At 31.0% G+C, this 20,236-nt stretch carries 16 protein-coding genes; 3 read left to right on the top strand and 13 right to left on the bottom strand.

The features are described from left to right. Positions 1-169: 169 nt before the first annotated feature. From Q6H37_RS03540 to Q6H37_RS03495, 10 genes are all read right to left on the bottom strand, one after another. Positions 170-3,082 carry a metallophosphoesterase family protein gene (locus Q6H37_RS03540; protein ID WP_318739205.1) on the bottom strand — a complete coding sequence of 971 codons (2,913 nt, stop codon included), beginning with the start codon at positions 3,080-3,082 and terminating at the stop codon, positions 170-172. A gap of 247 nt (positions 3,083-3,329) precedes the next feature. Then, entirely contained in the window at positions 3,330-4,694 is a 1,365-nt protein-coding gene (locus Q6H37_RS03535; protein WP_318739204.1) for an MFS transporter, read from the bottom strand. A 283-nt stretch (positions 4,695-4,977) separates the two neighbouring features. Next, positions 4,978-6,369 (bottom strand): sugar porter family MFS transporter, encoded by a 1,392-nt coding sequence (locus tag Q6H37_RS03530; RefSeq protein WP_318739203.1) that lies wholly within the window; start codon positions 6,367-6,369, stop codon positions 4,978-4,980. A 220-nt stretch (positions 6,370-6,589) separates the two neighbouring features. Then, entirely contained in the window at positions 6,590-7,486 is an 897-nt protein-coding gene (iolE, locus tag Q6H37_RS03525) for a myo-inosose-2 dehydratase (protein ID WP_318739202.1), read from the bottom strand. A gap of 31 nt (positions 7,487-7,517) precedes the next feature. After that, on the bottom strand, positions 7,518-8,534 hold the full coding sequence (gene iolG / locus Q6H37_RS03520) for an inositol 2-dehydrogenase (protein ID WP_318739201.1): 1,017 nt from the start codon (positions 8,532-8,534) through the stop codon (positions 7,518-7,520). Between the two features lie 104 nt (positions 8,535-8,638). Beyond that, a complete protein-coding gene (gene iolD, locus Q6H37_RS03515; RefSeq protein ID WP_318739200.1) occupies positions 8,639-10,585 on the bottom strand; it encodes a 3D-(3,5/4)-trihydroxycyclohexane-1,2-dione acylhydrolase (decyclizing) in 1,947 nt (648 codons plus the stop codon). 27 nt (positions 10,586-10,612) lie between these two features. Beyond that, positions 10,613-11,413, bottom strand: a complete 801-nt coding sequence (locus tag Q6H37_RS03510; RefSeq protein ID WP_318739199.1) for a 5-deoxy-glucuronate isomerase — start codon at positions 11,411-11,413, stop codon at positions 10,613-10,615. Between the two features lie 11 nt (positions 11,414-11,424). Beyond that, a complete protein-coding gene (iolC, locus tag Q6H37_RS03505; RefSeq protein ID WP_318739198.1) occupies positions 11,425-12,441 on the bottom strand; it encodes a 5-dehydro-2-deoxygluconokinase in 1,017 nt (338 codons plus the stop codon). Positions 12,442-12,452: 11 nt separating this feature from the next. Next, positions 12,453-13,295 (bottom strand): class II fructose-bisphosphate aldolase, encoded by an 843-nt coding sequence (locus Q6H37_RS03500; RefSeq protein WP_318739197.1) that lies wholly within the window; start codon positions 13,293-13,295, stop codon positions 12,453-12,455. Between the two features lie 8 nt (positions 13,296-13,303). Then, positions 13,304-14,458 carry an iron-containing alcohol dehydrogenase gene (locus tag Q6H37_RS03495; RefSeq protein ID WP_318739196.1) on the bottom strand — a complete coding sequence of 385 codons (1,155 nt, stop codon included), beginning with the start codon at positions 14,456-14,458 and terminating at the stop codon, positions 13,304-13,306. A gap of 327 nt (positions 14,459-14,785) precedes the next feature. Here Q6H37_RS03495 and Q6H37_RS03490 point away from each other — a divergent pair, with 327 nt between their 5' ends. Then, complete coding sequence (locus Q6H37_RS03490) at positions 14,786-15,541, top strand: DeoR/GlpR family DNA-binding transcription regulator (RefSeq protein ID WP_318739195.1); 756 nt, start codon at positions 14,786-14,788, stop codon at positions 15,539-15,541. 64 nt (positions 15,542-15,605) lie between these two features. Here the strand turns inward: Q6H37_RS03490 and Q6H37_RS03485 are convergent, their stop codons facing one another. Next, positions 15,606-16,382 carry a cell wall-binding repeat-containing protein gene (locus tag Q6H37_RS03485; RefSeq protein ID WP_318739194.1) on the bottom strand — a complete coding sequence of 259 codons (777 nt, stop codon included), beginning with the start codon at positions 16,380-16,382 and terminating at the stop codon, positions 15,606-15,608. A gap of 292 nt (positions 16,383-16,674) precedes the next feature. On the opposite strand from Q6H37_RS03485, the gene Q6H37_RS03480 reads away from it, so the two are divergent. Both Q6H37_RS03480 and Q6H37_RS03475 read left to right on the top strand, forming a co-directional pair. Further along, on the top strand, positions 16,675-17,373 hold the full coding sequence (locus Q6H37_RS03480) for a response regulator transcription factor (RefSeq protein WP_318739193.1): 699 nt from the start codon (positions 16,675-16,677) through the stop codon (positions 17,371-17,373). Next, entirely contained in the window at positions 17,374-18,834 is a 1,461-nt protein-coding gene (locus tag Q6H37_RS03475) for a HAMP domain-containing sensor histidine kinase (protein ID WP_318739192.1), read from the top strand. A gap of 56 nt (positions 18,835-18,890) precedes the next feature. On the opposite strand, the gene Q6H37_RS03470 is transcribed toward Q6H37_RS03475, so the two are convergent. Continuing rightward, on the bottom strand, positions 18,891-19,712 hold the full coding sequence (locus Q6H37_RS03470) for a hypothetical protein (RefSeq protein ID WP_318739191.1): 822 nt from the start codon (positions 19,710-19,712) through the stop codon (positions 18,891-18,893). Positions 19,713-19,869: 157 nt separating this feature from the next. Then, the gene (locus Q6H37_RS03465; protein WP_318739190.1) at positions 19,870-20,187 is read right to left on the bottom strand and encodes a hypothetical protein; all 318 of its coding nucleotides are present in this window, start codon (positions 20,185-20,187) and stop codon (positions 19,870-19,872) included. Between the last annotated feature and the right edge of the window lie 49 nt (positions 20,188-20,236).

The following is a 20,236-nucleotide window of genomic DNA, read 5'->3' as shown; positions in this document are numbered from 1 at the left end:
ATGCTAATTAATAGACACACATATCTATATTAATGATAAAAGTGTAATTTTTATACAAATAAAAAACACTAAGCATAAATGCCAGTGCTTTTATTGATATTTTCCTCAGAATAACATATTATATTTATTAGGAACCTTCAAACAAATTTAGTTCTCTCTTCTAGTTAAGTTATCCATGAATAACATCTGTATACTCATGAAAAGTTTTCAATCTATCTACATTTTGAAAACCAACCGCACCTAAAAATTCTCCTTTTTCCCAGTCATTACGTGTTGACCATATCATTTCAGTAAAATTATTTTGTCTTGAAGCAGTTACTTGATATTCAAACACTTCTGGAATAAAAGTGCCTTCATTACAAACCTCTGCAGTAAGTTTTGTTATTATTCTAATATACTGTGCCTGCTGCAAATCTGAAATATCTATACAACTCATTCCATCCTTAATACAAATATTCTTAGAATCCTTTACTAAATCAGCATCGTCAGAAACTTCTACTATTCCCTCAACTAAGGATTTTCCTGGAACAATAGCAATAATATTAATTTTATTAAAGTTCCAATGATTTTTCTCCGTTTTATATGAAGGTTTAAATGCCGCAGGACGTCTCCATTCTGTAATATGTGTTCCAGTACATTCTATATTACTGAAATCCAACCAAACTGCCAACTTATCAGCTTTTGGTCCAACTTCAGTAGGATTTTTATAAATAAATTCGTTTTCCTCACCAGATAGCTTCGTTGTATAAAATCTTACTTGGCTAACCTTTGCTGGAAGATGTGTATAATATTTAGGTTTACCAATTTCTTTAATTACATGTCCAATACGAGAATATCCAACAAATATTGGTTCACCTTCCCAATTTCTTAGTTTAGCATTTTTTTCAACGCCTAAAACTTCTACAACTTTATTTGAATTACAATAGGAAACACCACCACTCTCTTTAGAGAAAGCTGCAGTGTATTGAACCCATTCATTTAAACTTACATTACCACCTTGCCATGCATATTCCGTAATATCATGACAAACTCCCCATTTTAAACTTCCTGCTCGTTCAACTGCCATACGAAGTAAATATGTAGCACCCCATCCAATAGATTTTCCTTTAACCATTAGTGGATTATGTGCCATTTCTGTACTTTCAGCTAGACGATCAACATTAGCCCAAACCATTCCCGTAAAACCTTCATTTACACGTAAAGTAGCATTATCAGGGATTTCTAAATAATCACCATATTCATCTAAATGCACAACTACCCTGTCCTGCTCTTTTTCAACTTTTGGCATTCCATGTAGTAATGCATCATTACCATTTCCAGACAAATCCTTAATTCTTGGTATTATACGTATAGATCCTTGTACCTCTATTTCTTTTTCCTCTAGGTTGCCTATCCTAACTTGATATTTTCCACTTCGTAAAAATTTATAATAATATTCTACATTTTTTTTCTCATACCCTTTTAAAAATATCATTTTCGTTTCAACAATACTTTTATTAATAAAAAGCTCAATTGGGGTATGTATTTCATTACTTAAATTATTGGTAACCTCAACACTAGCAATTAATATATTGCTATTTTTCTCATTATCAATTTTAAGTTTCATATACTCAAAGGTTAACTGTTCTGGATCAGATACCATAATACTTTTAGTTATATTCTCAATGCATAATTTATGTTGTCCTGGAGTTTTTGCTTCATACGGTGTGACAAAATTCCTCTCCTCATTACAATCTAATGCAATAACTCTCTCATTACCCTTATTACCAAATAGGTTAACTAAATGCTCTTCCCCATTATCATTTACCTTAACAATTACAGCAGCTATACCAATACCTACATTTTTAGCCTTACCAGTAATTTGCACATGTCCAAAGTTATCCTCAACATTAATTTCAATATCTGTAATAACAACTTGGGGTTCTTCATTTACTAAAGTTACTGTATCAACTAATACTTCTTCTTTTTTATTATTATCAAATCCAAAACTTTGATAAACGAGTCTATCCTCCGTTATATCTAAACATCCATAGTTTTCCTTACCCAATGCAACAACTTCCGGAAATTCTGCTAATAAACGTTTATCAGATTTTCCTAAATTTAATTCATTTTCTTCATCTTGAGCACTTCCTTGTGTTATATAAACTGTCTTTGCACCTACTTTAGGATTTACTGAAATATTTTTAATATAATAGTGTAAATGGCCACTTAGTACAAAATTAACATTATATTTTTCAGCAATAGGAATAATATATTTATTATTAAATTCATCAGTATATGGATGATGAAGTACCATCACTCTCCAACTAGCATTCTGAGCTTGTTCTGATTTTAAATCATCAGTTATCCAGTTTAATGTACTGTGAATTATTTTCTTAGTCTTATCATCTGCATTTAATCCTGAGTTAACTGCATTCATTTCAAATAATCCCCAGGAGTTACTATCAATCATTAAAAAATGTGTTTTTCCATAATCAAAAGAAAATGTTCGTCCTGTTTTATCGCATTTATATGTTTGTGACTGTGGAACTGTAAAAAAATCGTTGTAAAAAGGACCGTCATCATGATTACCGCGTACATGTACAAATGGCATATTTTTAATTAATTCTGGAGCCTTTTGAAACCAATTATTCACATATTGTTCTCGCTGATAACCTGTTCCAAATGGAATATCACCTGCATGAATAATAAAGCTTGGCTTATTTTCTAAAACTGTATTAGTAAATTGCTCACTTGTATAAAATAAATGTGAGTCACTTATTGTGTAAATCTTTATTCTATCTGGATTTATATTTAAAGTTTTAAAATGTCCAGCTACTTTCTGACCGTTTTCTAACTGAACCTCATAATCATATTCTGTATTTGGATAAAGATTATCCACCTTAGCCATATAAATAAAATTACCTTCAACATTACCTTTATAAGGGGTCCCTTTATAAAATTGTACTTCTACTTCATGGTCAGCTTCACCATAAATAACCTTTGCGTTTATCTGAATCTGAGTCTCCCAAACTACAGTCATACTATTAGTAGTTGGAGATAACAAATATGGTCCACTTAATATAACATTATTACTTATCATGCATATTTCCTCCCCTATAAATAAACCACATATTTTAAAAATACTGATTTTTTCATAATGCTTTTCTTAACTTCTATCTTATAATAAATTATAATTTAAATTCATCAACTTCATGCTCTAATCTTGTATAAAATCATGTTTTTTATTATGATCATAGCTAGTAACTCAGTAATCTGCTTAGTAATACTAAAAAATTATTATAGTATTGCAGATACAAATAAATCTACAATACTATTTATGAAATTTTTTATGCTCCAACTGACTCTTCTTCTTCTCTATTAACTTTTTTGCCCCATAATGTTGGAATTATAACTACTGTCATTATTATAACTGAAATAATCCAGAACAATTCAATATTGTGAAAATTATAAGTCACCTTACCATTTACAACAAGTTTGCTGATAGACATTAATTTAGCATTAACAAATTCTTGTGCTGTTGCACCAAAATAAGCAAGTAAACCAACTATACCCATTGCTGCACCTGTAGCTTTTTGTGAACAAAAATCTACAGCAAGCATTCCTCCTATGAAGCATAAATTAACACCTAAGCCAAATCCATATATAGCCATAAAAATCATATTAAGTGTAGGACTTGATGCTGGAGCATAACAAAATCCTGCTATACCTACTAACATCATTATTCCAAAAACAATTGTTGTTATAGAGTGACGTGATTTAAAAATTTTATCTGATATAATACCTGACAAAAACGAACCTACTCCGCCCATTATTGGACATATTGAAATTATACCTCCAGCTGCAACTAAACTAAATCCTTTTTGCTCTTGTAAGAATACAACTCCCCAGCTGTCAATAGAATATCTCGCAATACCTAAACAAATTGCACTTATTGCTACTATCCAAACATAAGGATTTTTAATTGCTTCTAATTGTGCTTCTTTTGTAGATTTACCTTTTTCTTTTTTAGCTACATCCATTTCACCTTCAAATTCATTTGCAGAAGGTAGTCCATAAGCTTGAGGTCTATCATACATACATTTGTACATGATAACTGCTAAGAAAATACATACAACTCCAGGAATATAAAATGCTGAATGCCAACCAAATGCAGCTACTAACATTGCTGAACCAATATAAGTTGCTGCTTCACCAATATAGTGAGCAATACTAAAAACGCCATAGTATGTAGCTAACTTACTCTTTGAAAACCACTGCGATAGAGAAACAATACAGGGAGCTGAACCCATTGATTGAAAGCATCCATTTATAAACCACAAGGCTAAGAAAACCCAGTAATTGTGAGAAAATCCTAAAATAAAATTAACTACTGCTGCACCAAGTAACCCTAAAGGAACAATTTTCTTAATGTTACAACTATCTGCAAGAAATCCATTTAAACATTTACCAAATGCAATTGCAATTGTCATAGCAGCACCAATTGAACCAAGCTGCATAGGAGTAAATCCTTCATTAAGCATTGGATGTTTTACAACCCCTAATGTCAATCTCATAACATAATACATTCCATAACCAACAATCATAGCTGTTACTCCCTGTATTCTTGCACGCTTGAACATACGTTTTACAAGGGATTGATCCGTAATACGAGATTTCTCCTCTCCAGTTAAAAAACATCTAAATATATTCACAATTAAACCCTCCTTATTAATGTTAGCCACAAAATTTGTAAGAAAATTATTTTCAATAAATACTATGACTGATTTACTTTAATACCATTTGAAAATTTTTTACCCTATTAGGCTCATAATCTTGTTTGAACCTAATTTTTATTTTTTAATTATTACAACTCTACTTATATAAAATTCATCTCATTATTCAAGTAGTTAACATATAAAGCTTTTTATATTACATTTTTCTTATACTAAACAATGGGCATTAAAATTATATAATTTTAATTACTTAAAGGTATTTTTATAATTTAACTGCATCATAATTTCTAAAGTATTTCTCCATTTCCTCCAATGATTTTCCTCTAGTTTCAGGCACAAATTTGATTACACATCCTACACATACAAATCCAAGTACTATGAATATTATAAATGTTTTAGAAAGTCCAAAGATTGCTATTAATATAGGAAAAGTTAAACCTACAGAAAAATTACCTATCCAATTAAAGAAAGTTGCAACACCAAAACCAATTCCTCTTACTCTAAGTGGGAAAATCTCTGATAACAAAAGCCATGTTAATGGTCCTATAGTAGCTTGATCAATAGCAAGAAACATCATAGTCAATGTAATTATCATATAAGGTAATATAGCTGAACCTATAAACACATGTGAAACTATTGCTATAATAACCCAAATTAAAGTAGTTCCAGCATATCCAAATATCAGCAATGTTCTTCTATTACACCTATTTGCCATTACCGACATATAAAACCATGAAGAAACAACAGACATTATTCCATTGCCTATATTAGCAATTAATGCCGTTTTGGTTCCAAAACCGGCCTTTTCTAACAAAGTTGTACCATAATACATCATTACATTTACTCCTGCAAATTGTTGAATAATTGCAATTATGCATCCCATGAATACGATTCGACGTATCCATGGAGTTCCTAAATCCTTAAAAGTAGCGCGATTCAAATGTTTTTCTGCTTCAATATTATTTTGAATTTCTTTAATTTCTGCTTCTGCCTCTTCATTGCTCCGTACTTCTCTTAAAACTTTTAGTGCTTCAGCAACCTTTCCATTTGCTGCTAACCACCTTGGAGTTTCAGGAACTACTAACATACCGAACCATAAAACTACTGCAGGAATTGATGATAACGCTATCATGTAACGCCAAACACCTGGATTTGAGCAAATATTACCTAAAATGCCGTTAAATACATAAGCTAAGAGCTGCCCTGTAACAATCATTAATTGATCTTGAGAAACAATACTTCCTCTTATTTCAGTAGGTGCCATTTCTGCAAGTAATGTTGGCACAACTACTGATACTCCTCCTACACCTAATCCAACTATGAATCTACATACAATAATAACTGATGCAGTAGGAGATACTGCACATCCTATAGTTGAAACAAAGAAAATCGCTGCAAGTATCTTTAAAATTTTCTTTCTTCCATATTTATCAGAAAAACGTCCCATAACTACAGCTCCTAAAGCTGCTCCTAATAGTAAAGAACTTGTAACAAAACCTTCAGTTAAAGGTGTGAGATTAAGCTGGTCCTTCCTAGATATAAAACTAAGTGCACCATTAATTACACCACTATCATACCCAAATAAGAGTGATCCAAAAGTAGCTAGAATTGATATTTTTCTTAAAACCCTTTTTTTTCTTTTATCTTCTTCCATTTCCTCCTCCAAAATTTCGAATTCTATTTGCATTATTTTTGTTTTTTAGTTATAATTCATTAGGGTACCTTGCCATGATAGCTTTAAATTTTAAATAACCTTACAAGTTTACATTTATTATTCTATCTATGGAGGTACCTTACTTAATTTTATAAATAAGGTTACTACTAAAATGCCCCTAACAAATTATAAACTTACATAAAACAGCTCTTTAAACTTTTTAAAAACCTATTTTATTTTGAATATACTCTCTTGCTTTTAACGCATATTCAAGAGGATTTGCTATAGCTGGATCTTGTTCAGCCTCAACTAGCATCCACCCTTCATAATCGTTTTCAGAAAGCATCTTAAATATTGGTTGAAAATCTATACAACCATCCCCAGGGACTGTAAATGCTCCTTCTCTAACTCCTTTAAGGAAACTTAGTTTTTCTTTCTTAACCTTATCCTTTTTCTCTGATCTTATATCTTTTAAATGAACATGCTTTATTCTCTTTGCATATTTTTTTGCTATAGCTACAGGATCTTCTCCTGAATATACTAAATGTCCTGTATCAAATAATAAATAGACTAATTTATCATCTGTCATGTCCATAAGTTTATCTATTTCTTCAGTAGTTTGAACCACTGTACCCATATGATGGTGATAAACTACCTTCATATCCTTTTCTTTTGCAAGTTCACCTAATTTATTAAGTCCATCTGCAAGCTTCTTCCACTCATCTTCATTCATATTATATTTACCTTCAAATATTGGAACATCCATCTGTCCTTGTATACTATGTCCTTGCTCTGATACAACTATCACCTTAGCTCCCATAGCATGTAAAAAATCTCTATGTTCTATAAAAGCTTTTTTTGTTTCTTCAAATGGTTTAGTTGTTAAAAATGAACTAAACCATGCACTAGCTATCTGCAATCCTCTAAGATCAAGGGCCTTTTTCAAAACCTTTACATCTTTAGGATACTTATTTCCGACCTCCGTACCTTTAAAGCCTGCTAATGCCATTTCACTTACAGCCTGTTCAAATGTATTTTCTTTTCCTAAGTCTGGCATATCATCGTTAGTCCAACCTATAGGACAAATTCCTATTTTTACTTTATCTTTATTAAACATGTTATAATTCCTCCTAGCTACAAAATACTTTCTAAAATTTTATTTCTGATATCTTAACTGGTCTATTTTCTTTTAAGGATTTTTGTGCTGCAAGTCCTATAAGTACAGGCTTCAATCCATCATCTGCATTTACAGGTGTGTTTTTATCCTTTACAATAGCATCAATAAATTCTGTAATTTCTTCTGCATAAGCTTGCATATATCTCTCTAAGAAGAAGAACATTGGTTTTTCTGCTGTAACACCATTTTCTGTTGATACAACTGCTGACGAATTTGAATCATTTGATATAGCAACTTGTCCTTTTGATCCAAATACTTCTGCTCTTTGATCATAGCCATAAGCTGATTTTCTTGAATTATCTATAACTGCCATTGCTCCATTTTCAAGTTTTAGAGTTATAATAGCTGTATCTATATCTCCAGCTTCTCCTATAGCTTTATCAACTAAAACATTTCCTGCAGCATAAACTTCAACAACTTCACTATCCATAAGGTATCTAACCATATCGAAATCATGTATTGTCATATCAAGGAACATTCCTCCGGATACTTTAACATAGTCAATTGATGGTGGTTCAGGGTCTCTTGATGTTATTTTAAGTATATGAGGCTCTCCTACTTTTCCATCAGCAACAGCTTGTCTAACTGCTTTAAAGTTATGATCATATCTTCTATTAAATCCAACTTGATATTTAACAGAATGGTTTTTCTTAAGTTCTTCTATAACTTCTTTTATCCTAGAAACATCATGATCTATTGGCTTTTCACAGAAAACATGTTTATGAGCTTGTATAGCTTCAATTGAAATTTTTGAGTGTGTGTCTGTTGACGAACAAATTAAAACAGCATCAATTTCTGGATCTTCCAATATTTTTTTATAGTCTGTATATGCACAAGGTATTCCTTTTTCTTTTGCCCATTTTTTTTGTTCTTCATTCAAAAAAGGATCAGCTATTGCTTTAATTTCTGCTTCTTTTACATACTTTGATATACTTTCTCCATGTACTCTACCTATTCTACCAGCACCAATTATTCCAACTTTTAACATCAAAAACATCTCCTTATTAATTTTATTTATTCTAACTATATATGTTACTTTTAATTAATTGACATTAGCTAAAAACAACATATATAGTTAACAACTAATTTTGTTTAATACTTTCTTGCATTATCAAGGAATTTTTCTTTTTCACTATATGCTTCCTGTATTGATTCTTTATGAGAAACCTCAGCTACACCAACATGCCACCAAGATTTATAACCATTTGTCATGGTTTTAGGTAAAACTTTAATATCTATTAAAGTTGATATAATTTGTTTTTTAGCATCTTTTAATGCATTCTTTAATTCATCAATAGTTTTTACTCTATATGTTTTAACACCATAACCTTCTGCACACTTTGCAAAATCTATAGGAACATAGTTTGCATTCAATCTAGATCCATCTTCATTTCTAAATCTAAATTCTGTACCAAAGCTATCCATTCCATTGGACATCTGTAAATTATTTATGCACCCAAAACCACAGTTATCAAATAAAAGTACATTTATTTTCTTTCTCTCTTGAATTGATGTTACAAGCTCTGAATGCAGCATCAGGTAACTTCCATCTCCAACCATGGCATATACTTCTTTATCTGGTTCTGCAAGTTTGGCACCTAAAGCTCCAGCTATCTCATATCCCATACAGGAGTAACCATATTCCATATGGTAACTATATTTTTTGCTTGATTTCCATAATCTTTGTAAATCTCCTGGAAGACTTCCAGCTGCACCAACTACCACATAATCTCCATGAAATTCTTCTTCAACAAATTTATTAATTTCACCTACAACTGTAGTTTGTGGGAGTGCTGATCCATACATTTTATAAAATTCTTCTAAAAATTTTTCATTTTGACCCACTATTTCAGGCTTAAAGTTTGATTCAGGATATTTAATACTATATAATCTTTTTACTTCATTTTCCCATTTAGCTTTAGCTTCTACTATTTCATTTTTATATGAACTCTTATATGCCAATTTTTCAAGTACTTCTTGTAGCTGCTCCAAGCTCGCTTTAGCATCTCCTACTACCTTTGTTCCATCCATCTTGCCAGCATGAAAAATAGAAGTATTTATTGTAACAAAATCAACATCTTTATTTCTAAACAATTCCTTTGATCCTGATGTAAAGTCAGTAAACCTTGTTCCAACACCTATTACAAGGTCGGCATTTTCAGCTATAATATTTGCTGCCAAGTTTCCAGTAACTCCAACCCCACCAAGATTTAATGAAAAATTACTTTCTATTGAACTCTTTCCTGCTTGAGTTTCACCAATAGGTATATTAAACTCTTGAGCAAATTTTTTAAGCTCTTCTCCTGCCTCAGAATATCTTACACCACCGCCGCAAATAATTAATGGTTTTCCCTTAGATGATATCAGTTTAGCTGCATCTTCTATTTCTTCATCAGTTGCCTTTCTTCTACCAATTACATGTACTCTCTTTTTGAAAAAATATTCTGGAAAATCATAAGCTTCTCCTTGAACATCCTGAGGTAATGCAACACATACTGCACCTGCATCATCCAAACTTGTAAGTACTCTCATAGCATTTACCATGGCACTCATAAGTTGCTCTGGTCTAGTTACTCTATCCCAATATTTACAAACAGCTTTATATGCATCGTTTGTAGTTATAGCTGCACTATTCATGTGTTCAACCTGCTGAAGCACAGGATCTGGTTGTCTTGTTGCAAATGTATCTCCTGGCAATAACAATACTGGTATATTATTAGCAGTTGCAGTTCCTGCTGCTGTTACCATATTTGCTGCTCCAGGTCCTACAGATGAAGTACATGCAAATATCCTTTTTCTATTATTTTGCTTGGCAAATGCCACAGCAGCTTGAGCCATTCCCTGTTCATTTTTTCCCTGTAAAACTTTAAGCTGTCCAGCATCTTGTTGTAATGCTTGTCCAAGTCCTACTACATTTCCATGACCAAATATTGTGAATATTCCTTCTATAAATCTACTTTCTTGACCATCAAATTTTACATACTGATTGTTTAAGAATCTAACTAATGCTTGTGCTGTAGTCAATCTAATTGTACTCATTTTAAACCTCCCTCTTATCTTATAGCACTATTCTTCAGGCCATATTTTTACATTTTTATCCCATAGCCACTTATGTTCCTCTATATCAATTCTATCAGTCCATGGATTATCCTTAAGATGTCTTATCATCCAACAATAATACATAGCATATCCAGGTGCTGATGTTTGTGGGTGAACATCTCCCCCATGTATAGCTACAAAACTATTGTCTGATATTTTATGTGCATCATCTCCTGTAAGGCAAAATCCTAATCCTTGAGGCTTATTAAATTTGTAGTAGTAAACTTCAGGTTGTGGATGATAATGTGGTGGGTAACTTGACCACTTACCAGGATAAGTTATTACTTCTCCCATTACCATATTAGAATAAGGTGCATTGTGGTAATCAAATACTGTTCTAACTACTCTTCTTGCTGTATCATTCCATACACCTTTTCCAAATATGTCACTTTGACAATCTTTTGGAGTATAAAATTTTGCTTCAAAATCATTTTTATTTTCTGTGGCTTGGAATATTAGCTCACTTTCCTCTTCTGCCTTTACTATTACTTTTACACCATGTGGAACATGAAGGCACCATGGATCTTCATCAAATACAGAATGTCTTTCCATTACTTTTTTGTTACCAAGCCAACTTATTTCAATTTTTCCTGTTAAAAGAAGGATAGCTATTTCCTTTTCATTTTCCTCATAATATGCTTCAGTGCCTTTTTCAAGCTTATTTACTGAAACATCCATAAGCATTTCTTTATATGCACCATCTATATTGCATATTTTATTAATTCCATATTTTAAAGAACCTAAATTTCCAAACTCGCTTGCACTCATATATATTCCTCCTATACTCTTGCTACCATTTCACCATATTCAGCTTTTTCCTTTTTTATAAATTCCTTTATTGCATCAACAGTTGGCATTGCATCTGAACAACTATGGCTTGCAACCAACATTGCTGCAGAAGCACTTCCAAATTCAAGTGCATCCATTATACCCCATCCTTCTAAAAGAGCATATATGAATGCTGAACCATAAGCATCTCCACCACCAAATGATTTTAGAAGTTTTACTGGGAATGGTTTAATATTATAACTCTTACCATCATTTGTATAAGCTGTTGAACCTTCTTTACCATGTTTTATAACTACAATTTTGTTTCCATATCCAATCCATCTTTTAGCAGTTTCTTCATCGGTACTATTTTTTGCTATTAATCCTTCCATAAGATCAAATTCTTCCTTTGACCCTATTACAAGATCACTGCTCTTTCCAACTATAGAATAATAAATTGCTATCTCATCTTTATTATTCCAATTGTATTCTCTGTAATCTATATCAAAAATAACTACTGTATTATGCTTTTTTGCATATTCCAAAGCTTTTAAGGCAGCTTCTCTTGATGGACTTTGAGCTAATGCTGTTCCTGATATTGAAATTGCCTTTGCATTTTTTATGTACTCTTCATCAATTTCACCTACATTTAAACTTAAATCCGCAATACCATTTCTATACATTAAAATACTACTTTCTGTAGGACTTAATATTTCTGTGAATGTAAGTCCTAAAGATTCACCATTTTTAGCTCTATAAATATTTGATGTATCTATACCTTCTTTTTTAAAGTAATCAATTATAAAATCTCCGAATCTATCATTTGATATTTTACCTATAAATCCTACTTTTTTTCCTAATCTAGCAAGTCCAACTGCTACATTAGCTGGAGAACCTCCTAAATATTTTTTAAAAGTTCCACTTTCTGCTAGTGTCCTATTTACATCTACAGGATTAAAATCTATAGCTGCCCTTCCAAGTGGTATTACATCAAATTTTCTACTATTATCAAACTCAATATACTTCATTTTTTTCCTCCTTATGCCTTGTTTTCGGTACCAAATATTTTAATATGCCTTTTTACATTTAAATATGCACCCTCTATTTCTGCTTCATGTAATTTAAAATAATCCACATTATTAGATTCACAAAGCTTTTTTACATTTTCAGCAACAGATATAAATGTAGCAGTTGCTATATTTACTTTTCTCATTCCAAGAGACACACATTTTCTAAAATCTTCATCACTTATGCCTGAACCACCATGTAGCACTAAAGGAACGTTTACATTCTTACTGACATCCTGAAGTACACTAAAATTCAAATTAGGTGTTCCCTTATATACTCCATGTGCATTTCCAATACCTATAGCTAATGCATTTACCCCTGTTTCTTCATAAAATCTCTTTGCATCCTGTGTATTTGTATACAAAGCAGATATATCTTCAGAACCATCTTCACTTCCACCAACTCTTCCAATTTCAGCTTCCACAGCTGCTCCATATTTTTCTGCTTCTTTTTTAACTTTTTTTGTTAAATCTATATTTTCTTCTAACGAATATTTAGACCCATCTATCATCACAGAAGTAAATCCTAGTTTAAGAGCTTCATTTACACATTCCATTGTGACGCCATGATCTAAATGTACTGCCACAGGTACATTGGCATTTTTTGCTGCTGACATCATTACAGGACCTATTAGTTGTAGTGGTGAATGTTTTAATCTTACTTGTGCAATTTGAAGTATAATAGGTGCATTTAGTTCTTCTGCAGCCTTTATTGCTCCCATTATCATTTCCATATTTGCAATACTAAACGCTCCTATTGCATAGTTGCCTTTCTTTGCTTCTGTTAATAAATCTTTTAAATTTGCTATCGGCACAATTTCACCTACTTCCAAAGTTCCTTATATATATTGATTATATCTTTCTTATCCACTTTTCTTATTGTATTTTGAGGACTTCCACTATCTAATGCATCCTCTGACATTTTATGTAAGCTGTCAAAGAATTTAGTTTTATCCACTCCAAATTCCTCTAAAGTTTGTACATGTAAATCAGAACATAACTTTTCAACTTTTTTTATAAATTCTTGTCCAGCTTCCATATCATTCATACCATCTTTGTATATATCAACAGCCTTTGCCAGATCACAAAACTTATCAGCTGCATCTTTTAAAGCAAATTTCAAACAACTTGTAAGAAGAATCGCATTAGACAGCCCATGTGGTACATGGAAAAGAGCACCTATTGGTCTACTCATCCCATGAACTATAGTAACTGAAGAATTATTAAATGCTATTCCAGCTTCAAGTGCCGCTATAGACATTTTTGTTCTTGCTTCAACGTTACTTCCATTGTTATAAGCTTCAAGTAAATTATCAAATATCTTTTTTACAGCAGAAATTGAAAACATCTGAGACATTGGTTGTGCAAGTTTTGAGGTGTATGATTCAATTGCATGAGTTAAAGCATCTAGTCCAGTTGCAGACGTTACACTTTTTGGAGAGGTCATAGTGAACATGGGATCTACTACTGCAATACTTGGAATTAAGTTTGGTCCTTTTAAAAGCATTTTTATATCTCTTTTAGTATCTGTTATTATAGTAAATTGAGTTGCCTCAGATCCTGTTCCAGCTGTTGTAGGTATTGCTACGAGTGGTGGGGTTTGTTTTTCTATTATTTTTCCTAAGTAATCATTTATAGTTCCTGGATTAGTTATCATTGCTCCTATAGCTTTCATTGTATCAATAGGACTTCCTCCGCCTAAAGCTATTACAAAATCACAATTTTCTCTTTTATATTTTTCAATTCCGTTATTAACCATAGTATCAGTAGGTTCCCCATTAACTTCATGATAAATGGAATACTCTACATTAATTTTGTCTAATAATTTTGTAACATTATTAACACTACCTAACTTAACCATAATATCATCTGTTATAATAAGCGCTTTTTTACCAAGTAATTTTATACTATCACTTGCTTTATTTAAAGCACCTTCACCTGTAAAGACATACCTTGGCATTAAAAATAAATTGCTCATTTTTTCACCTTCCCATGTGTAATTTTTGTAATAATATTATCACATTCATATCACTTGTTTATTGTTTTTTGGTTATATTTTGATTATCTTTTGGTTATATATTATCACAAGTTAATAATGCAGTCAATATTTTTTGCTAAATTTTAGTTATAGTTTTCACAGTATCTGAACTTTTGTCTAAATATGAGTAACTTTTGGTTAATTTTTAATTATATTACTCATAAGTTGTTTACTTTTATGAAATTTTATATATAATTATATGTATAAATATAAGCAATTCCTACAATCAGCTAAAATATGTATTGCATCAATGAAAAGGAGGATTTTATGAAGATAAAAAGGATAAATCAAATAGAACAATATGTATTAAATAATAATACTGTAACTTTAGATAAATTAACTGATATTTTTAATGTTTCTAAAAATACTATAAGGAGAGATGTACAGGAATTAGTTGAAAGAGGACGTATAAAAAAAGTATATGGTGGAGTTACTGCTAACTCTAATTCATTAATACCATTTGATGAAAGACAAATAAAAAATAGTTCTGCTAAAAACTTAATAGCTAAAACTGCTTGCAATTTCATTAAGGATGGAGACATAATATTTATAGATTCCGGTACAACAACTTTAAATATGGCAGATTTTGTGAAAGATAAAAATAATCTTACTATAATAACTAATAATTTAAACTTTATTACAAGTTGTATCAAATATGATAACTTAAATATAATTTCAACTGGAGGAACTTTGGTTAGAAAAACAAACTCCTTTGCAGGCATAGACTCACTAAACTTACTTAAAAAATACAACATAAATAAGGCATTTATGGCTACTGCAGGTGTATCCTTAACTAATGGACTTACAAATTCCTCTCCTCTCGAGAGTGAAATAAAAAGAACTGCTGTAAAAAAAAGTGCTGAAGTCTTTGTTCTCACTGATTATTCAAAATTTAATGTTTCATCTTTGGTAACTTACTGTAATTTAAGTGATATTGACTATTTAATAACAGACAAGGTTCCACCTAGTGAGTATGTAGATCTTATTAAAAATAACTCTGTAAACTTGATTGTGCCAGAATAAATGTACAAATAATTTTAACACAGATAATTTTATTTTTAATAGAAAATAAGCGCTAGGAGCTAAACTAGTGCTTATTTAAATTGCAATATTTATTATCATTTAAGCTTTCACTTTTACTATCATCTGTACTAAAAAATATCGCTCCATTTTGTAGCACTGCACTATAGGCTGTCATTGCCGAACTGCTATTATCTATTAGTAATCCTAGCAGGTTGTCTGATATGGAACCTATACCACCATAAACCAAAACATTTAAATATTTCATGCTGTCAACAAATTGTTTTTGAAGCTTATTGTTATTATTGTTAACTAAAAGAATTGGTGCATTTTTAGCTACTGCTATACTGCTTATAGAAATTCCATCTGCATAACCTTCACCACTTGCAAAAATTACAGGTGTTCCTTCAGTAACATTCATTTTGTCTAATACAGCTGAATTTGTATCATAGTCACTTTGTCCTGAAATTCTCTCTACATTGCTAAATCCCTGATTTTTAATTATGCTCTCTACAGCTGAACTAACTCTTTTAGTGTTTCCGATAATGTATACATTTTTGTCTTTAGAAACACTTTTATTTAAAAAGTCCAATGAAGATTTGCTAAGAGTATTACTTTCGGTAAGCAAAATAGCTGCCCCCATTCTTTTAGCGAAAACATAACTTGAGATAGCATCATGATAATCTTCACCGTTTACTATTACTATTGCATTTATTAATTTATCAAACTGCTTTGCTATATTAACAGATGTCTCATATCTGTCCTGTCCACCTAATCTTGTTACTCCAGCGGCTTTAACATCACTAAGAGTAAGAGATAAAACAGTTGAAAAATTTGCCAACATTGTAACTATCTTAATTTTTTACTTAACACACATATTTCTCCTTATAGTTTACAAAAGTAAACTTATTTACTTTTGCGTTGTATCATAATATAACAAATTCAGAGAAAAATTTCCAACATCTCTATAGTTGCAAGTGAAGACTAGCAATATATTGGATTGCCCATTGCCATTTTTAAGTGTCCCCCTTTTCTTCTGAAACATTTTTGAAACAACTTTATGTTAAAATTATATGTGTAAATTTCAAAGAAAAAGCTTTATAAAAAATATTATGATAACTGAGGTGTTGAATAAATTGGAACATAGAAAAATACTAATTATTGAAGACGAAAGACCTATAGCAGAACTTTTAGCATATAGACTTAAAAAGGAATCATTTGAAATTAAGATAGCAAATACAGGTGTCGAAGGAATTGATTACGTTGATAAATTTAAGCCTAATATAATACTTCTTGACTTAATGCTGCCTGATATCAGCGGACTTGAGGTTTGTAAAAGAATTTCAATATCAAATAATAATATTCCAATAATAATGATAACTGCAAAATCAGATATTACTGATAAAATAACTGGCCTTCAATTTGGTGCTGATGACTATATCACAAAACCTTTTGATTTAAGAGAAGTAATAGCAAGAATAAATTGTATATTTCGTAGAATTGATCAGGTGAATAGACAACCAGAAGAAATGATTGATAGTATAGTTCATTTTGGAGATATAGAAATACTAATGAACGAACGTGTTGTAAAGAATAAAAATAAATTTATAAAACTCACTCCAAAAGAGTTTGACCTTTTAGTTGCGTTGTATAAAAATAGAGGAAATGTTTTGACACGTTCTCAAATTCTTGATAATGTTTGGGGATATGATTATATAGGTGATACTAGAACAGTAGATATTCATGTACAAAGGCTCAGAAAAAAATTAGAAAATAATGATTTAATAATGACTGTGTTTGGGGTAGGGTATAAGATTAATTTAGGGAGTGAATAAATGAGAGTAACTATAAGATTCAAGTTTGCGTTGGGTTTCTTTATCATATTTTTAATTTCATTTCTCGTGCTTGTTTTTGCAATAAGCAGTATACTTGAGAGGGGAAACGAAGAAACTATTACAAGCGAAATGGAAACTTTAAAAAGAACTAGTAATGAACGTATAGAACAGTTTCTTAGGGGAAATTTTTTTGATAATGATGAGATAGGTTTTAAAGAAATGTCTAAAGATATCGCAAGAAAGCTCAAAACGATTACTGAAAGTGAAGTACATGTGTATAGTTTAGAAGGACAACTTCTATATAACACAAGCAAAACCAAAGAACCTGAATATGAAGATTTAAGAAATGCAATAACTGGAAGTGTATCTTATACTATAAAATCTGATAAGAATAATACAACAGTATATTTTTCATACCCTGTAATTATTCTTAATAATAAAGTAGGCATTATACGATTTAGCAAAGACTATTCAACTCTGTTTTTACAAAGTAGGCACATTAAGGAAATAATTATTTATGCAGCTTTAATAATTTTTATTATAGCATTTATTTTTTCATATCTTTTATCAAGAAATATATCAATTCCTTTATTAAGGCTTAACAATGCAGCAAATAAGGTTGCTGGAGGAAACCTTGATGTTAACTTAGACAGCAAAAGAAGAGATGAAATAGGTGACCTTACTAGAAATTTTAATAAAATGGTGGAAAAAATATCTGCTCAGATAATTACAATTGAAAAAGACAGGGATAGCCTTTTAGAACTTAATAACTATAAAAAGCACTTTTTTGATAATGTTACTCATGAATTAAAGACACCATTGACTACAATACTTGGATATGCTGAAATAATACATGAAAATGCCTTCACTGATATAGAATTTTTTGATAGTGGAGTTAACCATATAATTAATGAGAGCAAAAGGCTCCACAGTATGGTAATTAGGCTTCTAGAGTTATCAAAAGACTCTTTTGTTATTGAAGATGAATTGAAAGAGATTGATATTGGTAATTTATTAAAAGATACTTGCAAGGGAATGGAATTAAAGGCACGAAGATATGGGAATACAATATTATGCAAAGTAGATAAGAATGTTTGCATATATGGAAATAGTGATAACTTGCAGCAAGTATTTATTAATATAATTGATAATGCGATAAAATACGGATATACTGATTCACCAATACAAGTTAGTGCAACAGCAAAAGAAAAAAATGTAGAGATTAATATAATCAATAAAGGAGATGGGATTCCCGAGAAACATATGAGTCAGATATTCACTCCTTTTTATAGAGTTGACAAACTCAAGTCAAGAGAATTAGGTAGCTGCGGCCTAGGACTGTCAATTTCAAAGACTATTATTGAAAAATACAAAGGAAAAATAGAAATTGCTAGCCAACCTTATAAGGAAACCACAGTTACTATAAGTTTACCTACTAATTACTATACAAAACACTCCTAGAAAATTTCTAGGAGTGTTCTTAAAAATAATTAAAGAGCTTGAATTCTTATTATATATTATTTTAACTTTAAATCTCCAACTGATTTATTATTTTCATCGTATTTGAAAACGGAGCTATCAAAGGTTTGGTTTGATTTTACTGTATAACTATTATTGGTATAAACCGCCACTTTGCCGTCTGGTTTAAAACACTTCTGTTGAAAGTTAAGTATCATTCCTGTCTCAGCATCATACCATATTTGCTGATCAGCCTTGATTTTGTCACCATCTTTAACTATTGCTTTTGAGTAAACAGCTTTCTTACCATTATAATCAATAGTTTTAAAATCTCCAAACCTTGCATTATCTAAATATAGGAAATAATATTTTAATCTATCACTTGCTATTGGATAAATCTTACAATAATTTTTACATTTACCTAGGGCATTATTTTTAACATCATAATCGTAGTTAATATCTTCAGCTTTATTATACACTGTTACATATAAAAGCTTACCATCTGTTCCAAATTCTTCACTGCGATAATTGCCATCCTGCCAGTACTGCTTTACAACACGATTTCCACCTATGCCGCCTTCACAACTTAATTTAGTTTCTACATAAAAACCATTTCCTAAATAATTTTTGGCTTTCTCCATCAAATCTTTTATTATAGGCAAATTTTGTTTTTTTTCAACATCTCCAACAACATTAGAAAATTCTCTATCTGTAATCTCTTTGGCTTTCATATCCATAGAATCTTTTGTTTTTGTTGTGTCCAACACAACAGTTTTAGTTGTAGCTCCTTTATTTATAATAGCAGCATTTGCTATAGTACCTCCCGCACTTGCAATTGCTATAAGCAATGCCATTGTACCTATTATTTTCTTGCTCTTCATTATAAATACCCCTTCCTCATATATTAAATATCTTTAACTATGCAATAACCGTTCATCTATTGCATACTCTAATTTAACTTCAAATCTCCAACTGATTTATTGTTCTCATTATACTTGAAAATTGAGTTATCAAAACTTTGGTTTTACTATATAATTGTCAGTACTTTTTTACAATGCCGCTTTCCTTTGCTCCACCTTCACAAGTTACTTTCATTTCTACATAAAAACCATTTGCCAAATAATTTTTCGCTCTTTTCATTAAGTCTTTTACTATAGGTAAATTTTGTTCCTTTTGCACCTCTCCAACAACATCATTAAACTCTTTGTCTGTAACATCTCTTGTGCTTATTGCGTTCACGATAGCAGGTTTTGTTATAATGTTTGAGTCTACGCCAGCAGCATTTGCCACAATCCCTGTGGGACCTCTAATTGGCATACATAATAACATTATACCTATTGTTTTTCTACTTTTCATTATAAATACCACTCCTTATTAAAATTGGGGATTATGCAATAAATTTATA

Source organism: Clostridium sp. JS66 (genome assembly GCF_033561535.1).
GTDB classification, from domain to species: Bacteria; Bacillota; Clostridia; order Clostridiales; family Clostridiaceae; genus Clostridium_AM; species Clostridium_AM carboxidivorans.
This window is presented reverse-complemented; position numbering and strand designations above follow the sequence as displayed.

What these genes read in the sequence shown, in the direction of transcription:
- Q6H37_RS03540 (WP_318739205.1), bottom strand. Translation starts at nt 3,082, where the DNA reads ATGATAAGTAATAATGTTATATTAAGTGGACCATATTTGTTATCTCCA.
- Q6H37_RS03530 (WP_318739203.1), bottom strand. Translation starts at nt 6,369, where the DNA reads ATGGAAGAAGATAAAAGAAAAAAAAGGGTTTTAAGAAAAATATCAATT.
- iolE (WP_318739202.1), bottom strand. Translation starts at nt 7,486, where the DNA reads ATGTTTAATAAAGATAAAGTAAAAATAGGAATTTGTCCTATAGGTTGG.
- iolG (WP_318739201.1), bottom strand. Translation starts at nt 8,534, where the DNA reads ATGTTAAAAGTTGGAATAATTGGTGCTGGTAGAATAGGTAGAGTACAT.
- iolD (WP_318739200.1), bottom strand. Translation starts at nt 10,585, where the DNA reads ATGAGTACAATTAGATTGACTACAGCACAAGCATTAGTTAGATTCTTA.
- Q6H37_RS03510 (WP_318739199.1), bottom strand. Translation starts at nt 11,413, where the DNA reads ATGAGTGCAAGCGAGTTTGGAAATTTAGGTTCTTTAAAATATGGAATT.
- iolC (WP_318739198.1), bottom strand. Translation starts at nt 12,441, where the DNA reads ATGAAGTATATTGAGTTTGATAATAGTAGAAAATTTGATGTAATACCA.
- Q6H37_RS03495 (WP_318739196.1), bottom strand. Translation starts at nt 14,458, where the DNA reads ATGAGCAATTTATTTTTAATGCCAAGGTATGTCTTTACAGGTGAAGGT.
- Q6H37_RS03490 (WP_318739195.1), top strand. Translation starts at nt 14,786, where the DNA reads ATGAAGATAAAAAGGATAAATCAAATAGAACAATATGTATTAAATAAT.
- Q6H37_RS03485 (WP_318739194.1), bottom strand. Translation starts at nt 16,382, where the DNA reads ATGTTGGCAAATTTTTCAACTGTTTTATCTCTTACTCTTAGTGATGTT.
- Q6H37_RS03475 (WP_318739192.1), top strand. Translation starts at nt 17,374, where the DNA reads ATGAGAGTAACTATAAGATTCAAGTTTGCGTTGGGTTTCTTTATCATA.
- Q6H37_RS03470 (WP_318739191.1), bottom strand. Translation starts at nt 19,712, where the DNA reads ATGAAGAGCAAGAAAATAATAGGTACAATGGCATTGCTTATAGCAATT.
- Q6H37_RS03465 (WP_318739190.1), bottom strand. Translation starts at nt 20,187, where the DNA reads ATGAAAAGTAGAAAAACAATAGGTATAATGTTATTATGTATGCCAATT.